Annotated in this window: 14 protein-coding genes and 2 pseudogenes; 10 read left to right on the top strand and 6 right to left on the bottom strand. The window is 62.8% G+C overall.

Annotated elements, in window-relative coordinates; genetic code table 11:
* Positions 1–210: pseudogene (locus ABI213_RS17565) on the bottom strand (hypothetical protein); the annotation flags it as partial.
* 142 nt (positions 211–352) lie between these two features.
* Between ABI213_RS17565 and ABI213_RS17570 the strand changes: the two are divergent.
* The 9 genes and pseudogenes from ABI213_RS17570 (at position 353) to ABI213_RS17610 (ending at position 12,155) form a co-directional block, all read left to right on the top strand.
* On the top strand, positions 353–1,633 hold the full coding sequence (locus ABI213_RS17570) for an MFS transporter (RefSeq protein ID WP_348028029.1): 1,281 nt from the start codon (positions 353–355) through the stop codon (positions 1,631–1,633).
* A gap of 243 nt (positions 1,634–1,876) precedes the next feature.
* Positions 1,877–3,469 (top strand): ABC transporter substrate-binding protein, encoded by a 1,593-nt coding sequence (locus ABI213_RS17575; protein ID WP_348005502.1) that lies wholly within the window; start codon positions 1,877–1,879, stop codon positions 3,467–3,469.
* Positions 3,470–3,543: 74 nt separating this feature from the next.
* Positions 3,544–4,572 carry an ABC transporter permease subunit gene (locus tag ABI213_RS17580; RefSeq protein ID WP_348005503.1) on the top strand — a complete coding sequence of 343 codons (1,029 nt, stop codon included), beginning with the start codon at positions 3,544–3,546 and terminating at the stop codon, positions 4,570–4,572.
* Positions 4,573–4,578: 6 nt separating this feature from the next.
* Complete coding sequence (locus tag ABI213_RS17585; protein WP_348005504.1) at positions 4,579–5,502, top strand: ABC transporter permease subunit; 924 nt, start codon at positions 4,579–4,581, stop codon at positions 5,500–5,502.
* A 19-nt stretch (positions 5,503–5,521) separates the two neighbouring features.
* The gene (locus ABI213_RS17590; protein WP_348005505.1) at positions 5,522–6,496 is read left to right on the top strand and encodes an oligopeptide/dipeptide ABC transporter ATP-binding protein; all 975 of its coding nucleotides are present in this window, start codon (positions 5,522–5,524) and stop codon (positions 6,494–6,496) included.
* Positions 6,493–7,470, top strand: coding sequence for a peptide ABC transporter ATP-binding protein (locus tag ABI213_RS17595; protein WP_348005506.1), 978 nt, complete (start codon positions 6,493–6,495; stop codon positions 7,468–7,470). Before ABI213_RS17590 ends, ABI213_RS17595 begins: the two co-directional genes overlap by 4 nt.
* Positions 7,471–7,794: 324 nt before the next feature.
* The gene (locus ABI213_RS17600) at positions 7,795–8,508 is read left to right on the top strand and encodes a PEP-CTERM sorting domain-containing protein (RefSeq protein ID WP_348005507.1); all 714 of its coding nucleotides are present in this window, start codon (positions 7,795–7,797) and stop codon (positions 8,506–8,508) included.
* 200 nt (positions 8,509–8,708) lie between these two features.
* A pseudogene (locus tag ABI213_RS17605) lies at positions 8,709–9,227 on the top strand (oligopeptide/dipeptide ABC transporter ATP-binding protein); the annotation flags it as partial.
* A gap of 150 nt (positions 9,228–9,377) precedes the next feature.
* Positions 9,378–12,155, top strand: a complete 2,778-nt coding sequence (locus ABI213_RS17610; RefSeq protein ID WP_348005508.1) for a glycoside hydrolase family 2 TIM barrel-domain containing protein — start codon at positions 9,378–9,380, stop codon at positions 12,153–12,155.
* Positions 12,156–12,602: 447 nt separating this feature from the next.
* On the opposite strand, the gene ABI213_RS17615 is transcribed toward ABI213_RS17610, so the two are convergent.
* The 5 genes from ABI213_RS17615 to ABI213_RS17635 form a co-directional block, all read right to left on the bottom strand.
* Entirely contained in the window at positions 12,603–14,033 is a 1,431-nt protein-coding gene (locus ABI213_RS17615) for a bifunctional diguanylate cyclase/phosphodiesterase (protein WP_348005509.1), read from the bottom strand.
* Positions 14,034–14,152: 119 nt separating this feature from the next.
* Positions 14,153–14,794 (bottom strand): response regulator transcription factor, encoded by a 642-nt coding sequence (locus tag ABI213_RS17620; RefSeq protein ID WP_348005510.1) that lies wholly within the window; start codon positions 14,792–14,794, stop codon positions 14,153–14,155.
* Entirely contained in the window at positions 14,791–15,516 is a 726-nt protein-coding gene (locus ABI213_RS17625; protein ID WP_348005511.1) for an ATP-binding protein, read from the bottom strand. The genes ABI213_RS17620 and ABI213_RS17625 overlap by 4 nt, the downstream gene beginning before the upstream one ends.
* Positions 15,504–16,544, bottom strand: a complete 1,041-nt coding sequence (locus tag ABI213_RS17630; protein ID WP_348005512.1) for a sensor domain-containing diguanylate cyclase — start codon at positions 16,542–16,544, stop codon at positions 15,504–15,506. The genes ABI213_RS17625 and ABI213_RS17630 overlap by 13 nt, the downstream gene beginning before the upstream one ends.
* Positions 16,545–16,592: 48 nt before the next feature.
* Positions 16,593–17,132 (bottom strand): carboxymuconolactone decarboxylase family protein, encoded by a 540-nt coding sequence (locus ABI213_RS17635; RefSeq protein ID WP_348005513.1) that lies wholly within the window; start codon positions 17,130–17,132, stop codon positions 16,593–16,595.
* A gap of 136 nt (positions 17,133–17,268) precedes the next feature.
* Between ABI213_RS17635 and ABI213_RS17640 the strand changes: the two genes are divergently transcribed.
* A complete protein-coding gene (locus ABI213_RS17640) occupies positions 17,269–18,189 on the top strand; it encodes an AraC family transcriptional regulator (RefSeq protein ID WP_348005514.1) in 921 nt (306 codons plus the stop codon).
* Positions 18,190–18,241 lie beyond the last annotated feature (52 nt).

Consider the following 18,241-nt stretch of genomic DNA (forward strand, 5'->3'; position numbering starts at 1 on the left):
CCCTGCCGCACCCAGCAGCTCGAACACACCGCTGACCCACACCGCCATGCGCGGCCAGGGGATGGTGGGCGGCACGATGCGCATCTCGGTGTCGGTGGCCACAAAGTGCGCGATGCCGCCGATGAAGAACCACACAAACACAAAGGCCACGCCCCACTGTTTGCGGCGGCGGATGCGGTCAGCGGGCGATAAGACTGAGGATGGGGCCATGGCTTTCTCGGTGGCAGCTAAGGTCAGAAATGGTGGCGGCGCAGGCCAGCGCTGGGCGCCGCGCCACCATCCCGATTTTCAAAACATTTAGTCTACTATTTTCTGATTTTCAAAACAGTCTGCGCCGCCCACAATCCGCCGCATGACACACCAAGCGACTCTTTCCAACCCCCTCACCACCTGCCCACCGCCCCGCCACCGCTGGAAGGTGCTGGCCGCCGGTGTCGCCGCCAATGCGGCTTTCTCGGTGGCCTTTAGCGGGCTGCCCATGACCGCGGTGCTGATGCGCGACGGCTACCGGCTCGACAACGCCACGCTGGGTCTGGTGCTCGGCCTGATGGGTTTGGGCATTGCCATCAGCGAGCTGCCCTGGGGCCTGCTGACCGACCGCTGGGGCGACCGCCCGGTGCTGCTGACGGGGCTGACCAGTACCGCGCTGGCGCTGGCGGCCATGGCGCTGTGGGCCTCTCCTTTCAATGGGCAGATTCCACCGCTGGGATTGCTAGCAGGCGGCCTGGTGCTGGTCGGCCTGCTGGGCGGCAGCGTGAACGGCGCCAGTGGCCGGGCGGTGATGCTGTGGTTTGCCGATGGCGAGCGCGGCCTGGCGATGAGCATCCGCCAAACCGCCGTACCACTGGGCGGCGGCATCGGCGCGCTGCTGCTGCCCGCCTTGGCGCTGCGGCATGGCTTTGCGGCCATCTACACCTTGCTGGCCGTGCTGTGCCTGCTGGCCGCGCTGCTGACCTGGGCCTGGGTACATGAGCCGGCCGTGGCACCGCAGGCCAAACCCGGCAGCGCCGCCGGGCGCAGCGGCCCGTTACATGACCCGCGCATCTGGCGCACCGTGGCCGGGATCGGCATTCTGTGCGCTCCGCAGTTTGCCGTGCTGTCCTTCGGCACCGTGTTTTTGCACGACTACGGCCATGCGGGGCTGGCGACCATCACCGCGGCGATGGCGCTGGTGCAGGTGGGTGCGATGGTGATGCGCGTCTGGAGCGGCCGCTGGACCGACCAGCGGCGCAACCGCCCGGCCTATCTGCGGGCCTGCAGCGGGCTGAGTGCGGCGCTGTTTGCCGGGCTGGCACTGTTCAGCGCGCTGGCCGATGGTGGGCAGTTGCTGGCGTCGCCGCTGCTGCGCGGCGGGCTGTTGGTGCTGCTGGCGGCCTGCGGCATTTGCGTTTCCGCCTGGCATGGCGTGGCCTATGTGCAGCTGGCCAGTTGCGCCGGTGCGCAGCGATCCGGCACGGCGCTGGCGATGGCGAATACCTGTGTGTTCAGCGTCTGCTTTGTGACACCGCTGGCCGTGCCGCACCTGCTGTTGCTACAGGGCTGGCCGTTGGTGTGGTTATTGGCAAGCGGCTGCGCGCTGGTGGCACTGCCTTTGCTCAGTGGCAGCAAGGTAGCCACTGGCGTCAATTTATAAAAAATCGGCCTCCAGCGCAGGCTCTACCTGCACAGACAGCTACTTTTTGCATAGCACTTTACATTCTGTGGCACACATACTGCTAGGATATTTAGCTTGGCTACCTTGTATAGACCGCAGGGTCGCCAACCTGACAGCAACGAGGGTATGTGCGGATCGTGGTGGTGTGTAATGCACCCCCATAATTCCCAACCCATCTTGGTGCACGCCCATCCTGGCATATTTTGTACACACTGGAAAAGCATGAAAAATTTGAGCAAACTGGCACTGGCTTTGAGCCTGTCCGCAGCGGCTTTGGTATCCCACGCCGCAGGCACCATGGTGTATTGTTCCGAGGCCAGCCCTGAAGGCTTTGACACCGCGCAGTACACCGGCGGCCAGACCTTCGATGCAGCAGGCATGGCGCTGTTTAACCGCCTGGTCGAGTTTGAACGCGGCACCACCAAGGTGGTCCCCGCCCTGGCCGAGTCGTATGACACCGCGCCCGACGGCCTGACCTACACCTTCCACTTGCGCAAGGGCGTGAAGTTCCACACCACCGAATTCTTCACCCCCAGCCGCAACTTCAATGCCGATGACGTGGTGTTCACGTTCATGCGCATGTTCGACAAGACCAACCCGTTTGCCAAAGCCTACCCCGTGCAGTACCCCTACGCCGGTGACACGGGCCTGGACAGCAACGTGGCCTCGGTACGCAAGACCGACGAAAACACCGTCGTCTTCTTGCTGAAAAAGCCCGACCCGGACCTGCTGGCCAAGATCGCCATGCCGGTGTTCTCCATTCTGTCCGCCGAGCATGCCGACAAGCTGCTGGCCGCTGGCACGCCCGCGCTGATCAACCAGCAGCCCGTGGGCACCGGCCCGTACATCCTCAAGCGCTACCAGAAAGACTCGCAAATCCGCTACGCGGGCAACAAGCAGTACTGGAACCCCAAGGACGTGAAGCTGGACAACCTGATTTTTGCCATCACCACCGACGGTGCCGTGCGTGCGCAAAAAATCAAGGCTGGCGAATGCCAGGTCATGTCCTATCCCAAGCCCCAAGATCTGGCCAGCCTGAAGGCCGATCCCAAGCTGAAGGTCATCACCGCCCCCGGCTTCAACATCGGTTACCTGGCCTACAACACCGAGAAGCCCACCACCGGCAAGCTGGAAGTGCGCCAGGCGCTGGACATGGCCATCAACCGCAAGGCCATCATCGACGCGGTCTACCAAGGCCAGGGCCAGGAAGCCAGCAACCCCTTCCCGTCGTCGCTGTGGTCGTATAACCCCGCGCTGAAGAACCCGCCCATGGACATCGAAAAAGCCAAGGCGCTGCTGAAAAAAGCCGGTTACCCCGATGGCTTTGAAATCACGCTGTGGAGCATGCCCGTGGTGCGCCCCTACAACCCCAACGCCAAGCTGATGGCCGAAATGATCCAGGCCGACTGGGCCAAGATCGGCGTCAAAGCCAAGATCGTCAGCTACGAATGGGGCGAATACCTCAAGCGCATGAAGGCCGGCGAACATGAAGCAGGCCTGGTCGGCTGGACCGGCGACTACGCCAGCCCCGACAACTTCCTGGGCGTGTTGCTAACCTGCGAAGCCGTGGGCGGCTCCAACTACGCGCGCTACTGCAGCAAGGACTTTGACGCCCTGGTGCTCAAAGCCCGCAACAGCACCGACCAGAAGGAGCGCACTGCGCTGTACATGAAGGCGCAAGAAGTCTTCAAGCACGACATTCCATGGTCTACCATTGCACACTCCACCGTCAGCCTGCCCACCGCCAAGGGTGTGGACGGCCTGAAGATCAGTCCATTCGCGGTGTTTGACTTTGCCGGTGTGAGCTACAAGTAAGTTTTTTCTGTCGGTAAAAAGAGCAAGGTGGTGAACAGGTTTCGCCACCTTGCTTTTTCGTTTTAAGCAGCACTATGTTTTTCTACATCCTCAAACGCCTTGCCGTGCTGGTGCCGACCTTCTTCGGCGTCACCCTGCTGACCTTTTCGCTGATCCGCATGATCCCCGGCGACCCCATCGAAGTGATGATGGGCGAGCGCTCGGTAGACCCGGTGATGCACGCCGCCGCCTTGCACCAGTTGGGTCTGGACCAGCCGCTGCCGGTGCAGTACTTCCGCTACCTGGGCCAGTTGCTGCACGGCGACCTGGGCGCTTCGCTCAAAACCCAAAACCCGGTGTGGACCGAATTCAAAATCCTCTTCCCCGCCACGCTGGAGCTGGCCACCATGGCGCTGCTGTTTGCGCTGGTGGTGGGCGTGGTGGCCGGGGTCACCGCCGCGGTGAAACGCGGCTCATTTTTAGACCACGGCGTGATGACGCTGGCGCTGACCGGCTACTCCATGCCCATCTTCTGGTGGGGTTTGATGCTGATCATGCTGTTCTCCAGCGGGCTAGGCTGGACCCCGGTGTCGGGCCGCATTGACCTGATGTTCGACATCCCGCCCGACACCGGCTTCATGCTGATCGATGCCTGGCGCGCCCAGCGGGCCGACCCCAGCCTGAACGCAGGCGCACTGTGGGATGCCGTCAAGCACCTGATCCTGCCGACCATCGTGCTGGGCACCATTCCGCTGGCGGTGATTGCCCGCATGACGCGCTCCAGCATGCTGGAAGTGCTGCGCGAAGACTATGTGCGCACTGCCCGCGCCAAAGGCCTGTCGCCCACCCGCGTGGTGTTCATCCACACCCTGCGCAACGCGTTGATTCCGGTGCTGACGGTGATTGGCCTGCAGGTGGGCACGCTGATGGGCGGCGCGGTGCTGACCGAAACCATCTTCTCCTGGCCCGGCATCGGCAAATGGCTGATCGACGCGATTGGACGGCGCGACTACCCGGTAGTGCAAAGCGGCATTTTGCTGGTGGCCACCCTGGTCATCGTGACCAACTTTGTGGTCGATATTTTGTACGGCGTGGCCAACCCGCGCATTCGGCATAACAAGTAAAAAACCATGTCTACCTTACCTATTCCCGCAGCCACCGACGAGTTGGAACTGCACTCCGGCACGCCACCGTCTTCTTGGTCCGAGTTCTGGCGCGGCTTTACCAAAAACAAAGGCGCGGTCACTGGCCTGGTGTTCATGGCCATCGTTTGCCTGGCCGCGCTGTTTGCGCCCTGGGTGGCTCCGTACAGCCCCATCGAGCAGTTCCGCGACCACTTCCTCACCCCGCCCGCCTGGGTGGCTGGTGGCTCGTCGCAGTTTCTGCTGGGCACCGACGAAGTGGGCCGCGACATCCTCTCGCGCCTGATCCATGGCGCGCGGCTGTCGCTGTTTGTCGGCTTTTGCTCGGTGGTGCTGGCGCTGATTCCCGGCGTGGTGCTGGGGCTGGTAGCCGCCAACTTTGGCAAGGCGCTGGACTCCACAATCATGCGCATCATGGACATCATGATGGCCCTGCCCGCCCTGCTGCTGGCGGTGGCGATTGTGGCCATCCTGGGCCCAGGGCTGGGCAACGCGCTGGTGGCGATTGCTGTGGTGTCGCTGCCCGCCTACGTGCGGTTGACGCGCGCCTCCGCCATGACCGAGCTGAACCGCGACTACGTCACTGCCGCCCGGCTGTCGGGCGCGGGCACGCTGCGCATCATGTTTGTGACCGTGCTGCCCAACTGCATGGCCCCGCTGATCGTGCACGCCACCATGGGGTTTTCGGCAGCGATTTTGGAAATATCGGCCCTGGGCTTTTTGGGCATGGGCGTGCAACCGCCTGCACCCGAGTGGGGCACCATGCTGGCCTCTGCCCGCGACTACATCGAACGCGCCTGGTGGGTCGTCACCCTGCCCGGCCTGACAATTCTGTTCTCGGTGCTGGCCATCAACCTGATGGGCGACGGTCTGCGCGACGCGCTGGACCCCAAACTAAAAACTGCAGCCTAAGACTGCAAGAAGAACCACGATGGCATTGCTCACTATTAAAAATCTATCGGTCGAATTCGGCCCCCAAGGCCGGGCCTTCCGCGCCGTGGACGGGCTAGATTTGACCGTCTCGCAAGGCGAAATCGTCGGCATCGTCGGCGAATCCGGCTCCGGCAAATCGGTGACCATGATGGCCTTGATGGGCCTGCTGGACGGCCAGGGCCGCATCACGGCCGACACGCTGAACTTTGACGGCCAAGACCTGCTGAAGATCGCCCCCGCCCAGCGCCGCAAGCTACTGGGCAAAGACATGGCGATGATCTTCCAGGACCCGATGACCTCGCTGAACCCCAGCTTCACCGTCGGCTACCAGATCATCGAAGTGTTGAAGCAGCACATGGGTCTGCGCGGTGCCGCGGCCACGGCCCGCGCCGTGGAGCTGATGGAGATGGTAGAAATACCCGCCGCCAAAAGCCGCCTCGACGTGTACCCGCACCAACTCTCGGGCGGCATGAGCCAGCGGGTGATGATTGCCATCGCCATCGCCTGCAGCCCGCGCCTGCTGATCGCCGACGAGCCCACCACCGCACTGGACGTAACCATCCAGGCGCAGATCATGGACCTGCTGGTGAATCTGCAAAAAGCCCACAACATGGCGCTGGTGATGATCACCCACGACCTGGCCGTGGTGGCCGAAGTCGCCCACCGCGTGGCCGTGATGTACGCCGGCCAGGTGGTGGAAACTGGCAGCGTGGCCCGCCTGTTCGACCACCCCGCCCACCCCTACACCGACGCGCTGCTGCAGGCAGTGCCCGAGCGCAGCCACGGTGCGCGCCGCCTGAGCACCTTAAAGGGCATGGTTCCCGGCCAGTACGACCGCCCCAAGGGCTGCCTGTTGTCGCCACGCTGCCCCCGCGTGCAAGACCGCTGCACCACCGAACGCCCCACGCTCTCGCAACACAACGGCGACGGTGTGCGCTGCTTCTTCCCCCTGAATGCCGAGGTGGCCGCATGAGCACCGTTGTTTTAGAAGCCAAAAACCTTACCCGCTACTACGGTGTCAGCCAAGGCACCTTCAAACCCAAGCTGCAGGTCAAGGCGCTGAACGGCATTTCGTTTCAGCTGCAGGCCGGTAAAACCCTGGCCGTGGTGGGCGAATCCGGCTGCGGCAAAAGCACGTTGGCCCGTGCGCTGACGCTCATCGAAGCCCCCACCTCGGGCACGCTGGTGATGGACGGCCAGCCGCTGGATACCGCCAGCAGCGCCCAGCGCAAAGCCATGCGCAGCAAGGTGCAAATGGTGTTTCAAAACCCCTACGCCTCGCTAAACCCGCGGCAAAAAATTGTCGACCAACTGGCCGAGCCGCTGCTGCTCAACACCAAGCTGACCGCTGCCGAACGCACCGCCAAGGTCCACGACACCATGCGCCGCGTCGGCCTACGCCCCGAATTTGCGCAGCGCTACCCGCACATGTTCTCGGGCGGCCAGCGCCAGCGCATCGCCATTGCCCGCGCGATGATCTTGCAGCCCAAGATTTTGGTGGCCGACGAGCCCACTTCGGCACTCGACGTGTCCATCCAGGCCCAGGTGCTGAACCTGTTCATGGACCTGCAGGAAGAGTTCAACACCGCCTACGTGTTTGTGTCGCACAACCTGGCAGTGGTGGAGCACGTGGCCAACGACCTGATGGTGATGTACCTGGGCCGTGCGGTGGAGGTGGGCGCCAAGGGCCTGATCTTCGAGCGCCCGCTGCACCCCTACACCCAGGCGCTGCTGTCGGCAACCCCGTCCATCGACCGCAGCCAGCGCCGCGTGAAGATCAAGATCACCGGCGAGCTGCCCAGCCCGCTGAACCCACCCAGCGGCTGCGCCTTCCACAAGCGCTGCCCGCACGCTACGGCGCGCTGCGCGGCAGAGGAGCCGTTGCTGCGCCCGCTGCTGGGGCGTGAGGTGGCCTGCCACCACGCCGAAAGCATCAACGCAGCCTGATTTTTTTCTTATTAAAAAAGGCCGCTAGCGCAGATTCCACCTGCGCTAGCGGCTATTTTTTTGATAGCAATCTGGTATTTGCCTTTTGGCCGATGCAACTGCGGCCGGCACGCCGCAAAATGTCGGCCTGCGCCGACACGGCAGACCCTTGATTCCATTGGCTATTCTCCTGCGCCCATCGGTTTCTGTCGGCCATGGCCGACAACTACGGGGCCCAGCTTTGCGCTAGTGGCTTGATTTCATTGGATATTTTTCGTGGCATGCATCTTGAGATAGAGCTTGGCTATGCCTTTCTATTTCAACTTAGTAACCATGAAAAACGATATGACGACATCCACCACGACACCAAACCCACGGCTGGCTTCCATCCTGCAAAAAACGCGGCAGGCGTTTCAGATCGCCGCCGCCAGCGCCGCACTGGCCTGCGCCGCAGGCCCTGCTGCCGCCCTACCGGTGCAGATCAACCAAAGCCAGTTCGCCAGCCAATCGGCCGGCCTGGTGGTCACCAGCGAAAACTTCTCCGGTTTTCCCGGCATGGTGCCGCTGGGCAATAGCGTGGTGTTGGCCAATGGCACATTCACAGGCAACGCCGCCATCGTCAACGACCTGGGGACGGCAGCCGGGTTTTGCGCCTCGCCCTGCCTGACCACTGGCGACACCACGGGCGATCTGCGCAGCTTCTCGCTGTTCCCAGCCGGCACCCAACTGTGGAGCGCGGTGCTGGATATGGTGTTCGACTTCGCGCTGCCCGACATCATCCACGTCGAGGTACTGGGCAATAGCGGCTTGCTGGCGTTTGATGTGGTCGGGCCGAACGCGCAGTTTCTCGGCTTCGCCGATCCGCTGGGCCTGCTGTCGGTAAGCTTCCAGCACGACCTCGCGCAGGGCGGCAACAAGTACAACTACAGCTTTGACGACGTGACCACGGCCCGCACCCGTGCCAACCAGATACCAGAACCCTCATCGCTGTCGCTGATGCTGCTGGCGCTTGGAGCGGCACTGGCGGTACAGCGGCGGCGCCAGCGCCTCATCGGCTGAAGACCGCCCCGGCAAGTTGCGCCGGCGCGATGCGCTTGATGCGGCCACACCACGGTCCGCAGTAGCGACAGGCCAAACAGCAGCGCCGCCACGGCATGCAGCAACGGCTCGGGGCAACGTTGGGCCATCAGCATCAAGCCCTGCGCCAAGGTGACGACGCCAATGGTGTAAGCCCAGAGGCGGGAGCGAAGTCTTGCTCGCGCGGCCAGCGCACCGCCATTGCCAGCGCCGTGATACCAATGGCCGACGAGCCGACATCCGCACTCGACGTGTCCATCCAGGCCCAGGTGCTGAACCTGTTCATGGACCTGCAGGAAGAGTTCAACACCGCCTACGTATTTGTGTCGCACAACCTGGCGGTGGTGGAGCACGTGGCCAACGACCTGATGGTGATGTACCTGGGCCGCGCGGTCGAGGTGGGTGCCAAGGGCCTGATCTTCGAGCGCCCGCTGCACCCCTACACCCAGGCGTTGCTGTCGGCCACGCCGTCCATCGACCGCCGCCAGCGCCGCGTGGAGACCAAGATCACCGGCGAGCCGCCCTTTCCACACGGCCTTTGCGCACGCAACTGCTATTTCTTGAAAACGCAGCCTCATTGCCGCCCACGCACGCCATGGAAAGCGGCACGAGAGAGGTCGCACTGGCTGCAACCAGAACCCCACTGCCTCTTCAGCACTTCACAGTGCAACCCATTTCCCCCCTTTGCATTGGGTATTTGATGTTGCCTGTCGGCCGGTTACCCACGGTCCTCAACACGCCCATTGGTGTGCAAAACAAGGGTTTTCACGGACAAATAGACCATTGAAATTTAAGATAGTTAACGATAACATTGAATTTGTTAACGTTATCAATCACCCAGGAACACTGAAATGCGCAATATTGAGTCAACAATTCGCCAGCGTCGGCACTCTTTTAAACAGCTTGCTTTAGTGGCGGCCGTCGGCGGTACGCTACTGCTTACGGGCTGTGGCGACGGCAATGGTTCAGACACAAATGGGGGCCTTCAGCTCGGCTTGTCCGAGGCGCGGTCGGTTGCGCTTCTTGATAAAAAAGCCTGGGCCTTTGTTCAAGATGACACCCTTACAGACGACGCAGCGCTGGCCCAAAACGGCACGGGCTGGCTGAATGTGACGCTGCCGCATACCTGGAATGCCAGAGATGCCGCAAGTGTTGCGCAGACCACACCCACCTCCACCTCGTACAAGCGGGGTTTGGGTTGGTACCGATTGGAGTTTGACAACCCCGCCAATGGTGCCTCGCAATGGCTGCAATTTGATGGCGCAAGCATCGTGGCCGATGTATGGCTGAACGGCACCAAGCTTGGTGAGCATAAGGGGGCATTCACTCGCTTCCGGTTCGACGTGACCAGCCAGCTGAAGCCGGGTAAAAATGTATTGTTGGTGAAAGCAGATAACTCGGCACCAACCGCAGGTGGAGCCACCGCCATCCTGCCGCTGAGCGGCGACTTCAACATGTCTGGCGGTCTGTACCGCAGCGTTTCGCTGGTTTCTACGCCTGCCAATGCCTATTTCGCGCTGGACGATTTTGGCGGCTCGGGTGTCTACGCTACCAGTTCGGGCGTTACCGCCAACTCCGCGTCTATCGCTATCAAGTCAAAGCTGGTCAATAGCGGCAAGGCTGACGCTACTTTTGTGTTGCGCGCTGGTCTCACCGATGCAACTGGAAAAGTCGTCAAATCTGTGTCGAGCAATGTGGCCATCAAGGCGGGCCAGCACAGCGAGTTTTCGCAAGCACTCGCCATCGAGAACCCGCATCTGTGGAATGGCCTAACGGACCCGTATCTTTACAAGGTCGTGGTGCAGCTGGAAGATTTAACGGGTGCGGTCGTGGACCGGGTTATTCAAGATTACGGGGTGAGGGACTTTAAGTTTGACCCGGTTAACGGCTTCTTTCTGAACGGCAAGTCTTATCCGCTGCGTGGTGTCAACATGCACCAGGACTACCAGGACATGGCTTGGGGAATCACGAAGACGCAAACGGACAAATCCTTCGAGCTGATCAAAGAAATCGGCGCTAACACCGTGCGCTTAGCCCACTACCCGCACGCCAGCTACACGCTCGAACAGGCCGACAAAATGGGCTTGGTGGTGTGGGCCGAAAATGCTTTTGTCAACCAAACCGTGGTGCCCTGCAATGCGTCTTCTACAACCAGCGCTGAGTTTGTTGAGAACGGCAAGACGCAGCTTCGCGAGCTGATTCGGCAACAGTTCAACCATGCTTCGATTGCTACGTGGTCGGTAGGCAATGAAACAACCCAAGGCTGTGGCCTTCCGGCGAACGCTGTACCTGTGCTCACAGAGTTCAATAAGCTGGCCAAAGAGGAAGACCCGAGCAGGGTCACCACTTTGGCGGCCAATAAGGACGAGGCTTCGGTTGGCGGCATCACCGACGTGTGGGCACGCAATGAATACCCCATGTGGTACCAAAACTATTTGCCTGCAGCACTGGGGGTGATATTGGACGGCTTCCGTACAACTTTTGCGAAGCAGCCTATCGGCATCAGTGAATATGGTGCCGGGGCAGCGGTGACCCACCAAAGTGACAATGCGACGGATGGCATTGGCTTTGTTCCGGTGTTTGATTTCACGGGCAAAACCCGAACCATGTACCAGCCTGAGAGCTATGCAAGCTCGGTCCATGAATTGGACTACGCCATGATTGAATCCAAGCCTTACCTCTGGGGTACGTACGTATGGAATATGTTTGACTTCGGCTCTGATATTCGCCACGAAGGGGACATTGGGGGTACGAACACCAAAGGCTTGGTGTCCTTTGACAGAAACACGAAGAAGGATGCCTTCTACTTCTACAAAGCCCACTGGAGCACGGATGTGGTGACCTACATCACAAGCCGTCGCTACGTAAACCGCAACCTTCCCACGGCCAATGTGAAGGTGTACTCCAACGCCGATTCAACCTCGCTCTCCGTCAACGGCGTCAACGTGAAGACCATGGCTGCTGCCGAGTGCGGTAACAAAACCTGCAACTTTGGCGAGGTCCGTCTGGCCGAAGGTAGCAATGCTGTGGTTGCCACCGGAACGCGCGGCGGAACGACGGCCACCGACTCGGTGGCGTGGACGCTGGATGCCGACCATGCCAAGAACATCTACTTGGCCGCAGGCCAGATGACAACAGGCTTCGTATCCGAGGCCGGCAGTCCGCTGGGCGTAGTCAAAACATTTGGTTCAGACAATTACTTCACTGGTGGGGTAAGAAAAAAGATTTCGAATGCCCAATTCACCGCCGTCATTGGCAATACTGGCACAACGACGGTACCAGCAGAAGGCCGCGTGTGGGACGCTTTCCGGGAAGAAGCGAACGCTGGCGCTGGCTTTAGCTACAACCTCAGTCTGGTACCAGGCAAGACCTATTTGGTGACACTTGGATTTTTAGAGTCCACCGCGAATGCCGTAGGAGCGCGTGTTTTTGATGTGCAGGCCACCACCGGCGGTGCTACCTCGACACCGCTTGCCAACGTTGATGTCTATGCGCAAGCAGGAGCGATGGCTACTGCAGTCGCCAGGCAGTTCCCGGTCACTATCGGTAGTGACGGCAAACTGAACCTGTCATTTACAGGCCGCACGGGCAAAGCCATGCTGTCCAACATGATGCTCGTACAACAGTAACCGCTATGCAACCGACCATCGGTTTCGGTGGTCGGTACTGCTGCGCTTTCTTACGCCGTTCCCCGGTCCCCAATCGAAAACCCAATACCAAAAATCGGCTCGGCAAGAGGATTGCCATTGGCCCAGGCCGACGATGGCCTCTTGGCCGAGGGCGCTGCGGCCGTGCGCTTGGACCAGCACGCCCCGACCCCATTGGACAGATAGGCAGGCATCACCAACGACCCGCCCTACGCCCCCACCAGTAGCCACGATGTGCCGATGCCCTGCAAAGCGGGTTCCCAGAAAGACAGCTGAAGCACCAGGTGGCTTGCCACCATGCCGAAACCACCAACCCGGCTTAAATTTATAAAAAAAGTGCCTCCCGCGCAGGCTGTAACTGCGCAGGTAGCTACTTATTTAGTAGCAAATAACACCTGGCAAATAAAGGCGCTGCCGCCCGTTGATGGCTCAGTGGGCGGCCGCTGGCGACGCAAACAGGTGCTGCCAGGGCGGCACTGTGGCCAGCCACTCCGCCACGGTGGCCGTCGGCATGGGCCGGGCCAGCAGATAGCCCTGGCCTTCGTCACAGCCCATGGCCTTGAGCAAAGCCAGTTGCTCGGGGGTTTCAATGCCCTCGGCCACACAGCGCAGACGCAGGCTGTGGGCCAGTTGCACGATCAGGCGCACGATCTGGCAGGCGTCTGCGTCCTCGGTGATGCCGCTGACAAAGCTTGGGTCCACTTTAAGGTGGTGCACCGGAAAGCGGCGCAGATAGGTCAGCGAGGAATAGCCGGTACCGAAGTCGTCAATGCTCAGTGTCACGCCCAGCGCGCGCAGCGATTGCAGGGTCTGGGTGGCGGTGTCGGCGTGGCTCAGCAGCATCGACTCGGTCAGCTCCAGCTCCAGCACTTCGGCTGGCAGGTCGTGGCGCGCCAAGGCCCCTGCCACGCGCTCGGCGGTATCACCGCGGTGGAACTGCTGGGCTGAAAAATTGACCGCAATCGGCACCAGCGGAAGGCCCTGGGTACGCCATTGGCCCAGCGTGGCCAGGCTGCGCTCCAGCACCCGCTCGCCCAACGCAGAAATCAGGTTGTGGCGCTCGGCCACGCCGATGAAGACGCTGGGCGGAATCTGCTGCCCCTCCGCCGTGGTCCAGCGCGCCAGCGCCTCCAGGCCGGCCCACTGGCCGGTGGCCAGCACCACCTTGGGCTGCAGGGCAATTTGTATCTGGTCTGCGGCGATGGCTTCGCGCAGCATCTGGGTCAGCCGCCGCTCATCACACTGCGCGTCATAGCCGTACACCGGCACGCCCGCCAACTGCCCTTGGCGCCGTGCCGACACCGCGTGCAACAAAGCGTGCGCGGCATCCCCGCGCGGCGCCAGCCGGGCTTGGCCGATGGTGGCGGTGGGCACCACCTGCTGGTTGCAGCCCACATCGAACGGCTGCGCCAGTACGTGCTGCAGGCCTTGCACCACCCGCGCGGCGGTGTCCTGGGCGTCTTCTGGCACCGCCAGCGCAAACTCATCGGCACCCACCCGGCCCAGGCTGCAGCGCACGCCACTGCTGTGGGCCACCGCCAGGCAACGGGCGGCCACCACCCGCAGCAGCGCATCGCCACAGGCCAGGCCGAACTGTTCGTTGAACTCGGTAAAACCATCCATGTCGAGGCACAGCACGGTAAACGCCGGGGGCGACGCTGTGTCCTGCAGGGCACGCAGCTCCGAGATGAAGCCAACGCGGTCGCGCAGCCCCGTCAGGCTATCCCAACCCTGCCGATGCGGCGCGGGCTCCTCGATCAGCGACGCCATATAGGCATCACACACCCCATCAAATCGGGCACACCGTTGCGACGAGGGGTGCGACGACGGTTGCTGCAGGGTCCAGGTGGAGGTGGCCATAGGAAAGCTCCGCAGTGGTTCAGAAGGAGTGGGTGTCGATAAACATAGAGAAATTGGCCCGACTGTAGGCAGGCTGGAGCGCCGTGTCTGTAGGGGACACTCGCTGCCTGCGGGCTGAATCAGTTGCCGTCGGCATCGATCAGCCCATTGCGGATGGCAAAACGCACCAAGGCCGTGATATCGCCGACACCCAGCTTGGCCATCAAGCGGCCGCGGTAGGTGTCTACGGTCTTGTGCGACAAGTGCAGCTGCCGCCCGATCTCGGGACTAGTACAGCCACCCACCACCAGGGTGATGATCTGGCATTCGCGCGGCGACAGCCCGGCCAGCAGATCGGCTTCGGGCGCGCTGTGCGGCAACTGCTCCACCAGCGCGGCCAGCCCACTGCCCAGGTAGCGCTGGCCGCGCAGCACAGCGTGCACCGCCCTCAGCAGCTCGGCCCGCGGCGCACCTTTGAGCAGATAGCCCGTGGCCCCCAGCCGAAGGGCCTGGGCCAGATGGTGCAGCTGTGCCGACATGGTGAGCACCAGGCTGCGTACCGGCAGTTGGCGCGCCTGCAGCTCGGCCAGCAGCTCGAAGCCAGACCGGCCGCCCAGGCCGATATCGACCAGCAGCAGATCGGGCGGACGCTGCACCACCTCGGCCAGCGCCACCGTGGGATTGCCCGATTCGCCCACTACCCGGTAGCCCGCGGCTTCCAGCATGGCGCGCAAGCCGTCGCGCACGATGGCGTGGTCGTCCAACAGGTAAATGGCACTCATGCGGACACCTTCCAGTCCAGGCAGACCCGGGTACCACCACCGGCAGGGGACTGCACCAGCCAATCCGCGCCGATGGAAGCCGCGCGTTCCCGCATACCCAGCAGGCCCAGATGCCCTGGCCGCAACTGCTGCGCATCAGCGGCCAGGCCGACACCGTTGTCCAGCACCTCTAGCCGTAGCGCCTGCGGCCCGCCCGCCAGCGACACCCGCACCCACGAGGCCTGCGCATGGCGCAGCGCATTCGCGACCGCCTCGCGCGCCACCATGAAGACGGCATATTCCACATCGCAGCGCCAGCGCAGGCCCTGCAGTTCGGGTGGTACTTCTAGCCGTAAACGTACCGGGCCTGCCAGCGCCTGGCGGGCGCGCAAGGCGCTGTCCATCGCGGTGACCAGGCCGTATTCGTCCAGCAAGGTGGGCCGCAATTCGCTGAGTACCTGGCGCACCTCGCGGACGGCCTGGTCGATCAGCCGGTCTACCCGCGCATGGCGCCGGGCTTCCTCCCGGTTCGCAAACAAGGCCTCGGGCACGAAGTCGATACGGATGGCCGTCAGCGTTTGCCCTAGCTGGTCGTGCAGCCGCTGCGCCAACCGGCTGGTGGCGGCACGTTCCTGCGCCATCTGGGGGTCGCTCAGCTCTGACTTAGCCGCACCGCAAGGCAGTAAGCGGGAGGGGTTGAGGGCGGGGCGGGACGTGCGCAGGCGTTCGCTTACATCATGCATGGCAAGTCCTCCCTATCCTCGGTGATCTGGTCGCGGCCTGCGGCCTTGGCGCGGTACAGGGCCTGGTCGGCACGCCGCACCGCGTCGGCCACCGCGCCACGGCCATGCAGCTCGGCCACGCCGCCGCTAAAGGTGACCGGGATAGCCAGTCCGTCCACCCGCACCGGATGCTGGCTGACCTGCACCCGCAGATGCCGCATCAGCTGCATGGCCGCCTCTTGCCCGGTAAACGGCAGCGCGATGGCGAATTCCTCGCCACCAATCCGGCCAATCCGGTCGGTAGAGCGCAGCGCTGCACGCAAGCGCCGACTGACCTCTTTCAGCACCGCATCGCCGGCCGCATGGCCGTGCTGGTCGTTGACCTTTTTGAAATGGTCGATGTCCACCACCACCACACTGAGCACACCCTCTTGCCGCAGTACCAGGCTGCGCAGGCCTTCGGCCTCTTCAAAAAAAGCCCGGCGGTTGAGCAGGCCCGTGAGGTCGTCGGTGGTGGCCAGACGGGTCATTTTGGCCAGCGCATCGGTCAGCTCGCGCTGGGTTTTGCGCAGCGACACCAGGCTCATCACCTGCCGCGCCAGGCCGCGCAGCAGCTGCACTTGCGCGTCGCTGATCGGGCGGCGCACGCTGTCGGTCACGCACAGCGTGCCGATCTTGGTGCCGTCCTCGGTTTTCAGCAGCGCGCCGGCGTAGGTGACGATGGCCGCATCCATATCCACATTCCCACGCCGCGCCGCTATCGCCTGGGTCCGCGTATCCAGGCGCACATCTTCGATAACCAGCACCTCGTCCTCGCGCAACGCGGCCGTGCAAAAGGTCTCGTCGCGCGGGGAGCTCGGGCTGTGTGCCTCCGCCCCCGCGTGCCGCCAATCACCCGCGTCGTCCACCAGCGAGATGAATGCGTTCGGCGCACCGGTGACCAGGGAAGCCACCTGGGTCAGGAGGGCAAAGTCTTCCGCATCCAAACTCTGCGCCGATGCCAACGCCTGTAGCAAAGGGGCTTGCGCCAACGCAAGGGGGGTCGTCATGGTGCGTATCTCCTTCAAAAAAAGGGGGCCGCTCTTGCGCGGCGATGGTCAGTCCACCCTGGGGAAATCCAGCGTGGTGTCGTTGGTGCGGTTCAGCATGTTGGTGAACAGGATCGCGCTGATGGCGGCAATCGCTTCAACGATCTGGCGGTCGTCAAAACCGGCGCTGCGCACGCTCTCCAGCGCGTCGGCGGGCAGGGTGCCGCGGGTCTGCACCAGGCGCAGGGCAAACTGCACCAGGGCGTTTATCTTGCTGTCTTCGGCATAGGCACCGGCGCGCAGCGCACGGGTTTGCTCCAGCGTGTAGCCGGCCAATTTGCCCGTCAGGGTGTGGGCCGCTACGCAATAGTCGCAACCCGAAGCTTCGCTGACCGCCAGGTTGATGGCCTCCAGCTCTCGCTTGCCCAGGCTGCTCTTGCTTAGCAGCATGCCATTGGTTTGCAGCGCCTGGGCCAGCACGGCCGGCGCATTGCTGCCGACCGTGGCGTAGGCATTCGGCACCTTGCCCATGGCGCGCTTGATACCGCCAAACAGATCGGCCAATTCGCCAGTAGCTTCGGCGGCGGGGGTAGTGTGCAGACGGCTCATAAAAACTCCGGTAGTGGTTAGGTGGACGCATGGCTACGCATCCATGGAGCGATCCTAGGTTTTTCACCTATCTTTTAGGTACAAATAAATCTATATTTATAGCTCTATCGTCTACATCTACAGAAACGGAAGCCGTATGGACAGTCTGAGCAATCTGGTCCGCGTGCTCGCACCCCAGGGCACGCTGGAGTTGCATTGCCGGTTTGCCGGCGGCTGGCTGGTAGACCACGGCCCGGCGCTGCCCGGCCATTTGCCCTACCACGTGGTGCTGGCGGGCTGCGGCAGAGTCGGCATAGGGGCCCGCGCGCTGGACCTGGTGCCCGGCGACATCGTGCTGTTTCCGCACGGCGCTGCGCACAGCGTACGCAGCCTGGGCCAGGGCAACTGCGAGCCCCCCGCCCTCAGCACGCCGCCGGAGCGCCATTTCAACGGCGCGGTGACCGAGGTGTTTCACCCCGATGCGGGTGATACGCTGGATCTGCTATGCGGCAACTTTGTGCTGGGTACCCCCGGAGGCCTGTTGCTGCGCACCCTGCCCGAAGTGGTGTGCATCCACACCGCCGGGCGCGCCGACTGCGCCTGGTTGCACAGCCTGACATCCATGATGCGCACCGAAGCCAGCGCCGCGCTACCCGGCACGGCGGCCGTCATTGGCCAGCTGTCAACGGCGCTGTTCACCGTGCTGCTGCGCGCCCTGATGGCCGATGGCGGCATCACCCAAGGCCTGCTGGCGCTGCTGGCCGATGTGCGCCTGTGCAAAGCGGTCGACGCGGTGCTGGCCGCCCCCGCCGATACCTGGACGGTGGCCACCCTGGCCGAACGCTGCCACATGGCCCGCGCCACCTTTGCCAAGCGCTTCGCCCAGGTCAGCGGGCTCACGCCGCTAGAGGTGGTAACCAGCCTGCGCATGGAGCTGGCCGGCCGCATGCTGGTGCAGAGCAACGCCACCGCCGGTCGGGTGGGCGAACGCTGCGGCTATGCGTCCGAGGCGGCCTTTGGGCGAGCCTTCAAACTGCACTTCGGCACCACCCCGCGGGCCTACCGGCTGGCTGCGTGATTCCAGAAAATTTATATAAAAAATGCCCCTGGCGCAGGTTCCACCTGCGCAA

The organism is Rhodoferax sp. (assembly GCF_039922535.1).
Classification (GTDB): Bacteria; Pseudomonadota; Gammaproteobacteria; order Burkholderiales; family Burkholderiaceae_C; genus Rhodoferax_B.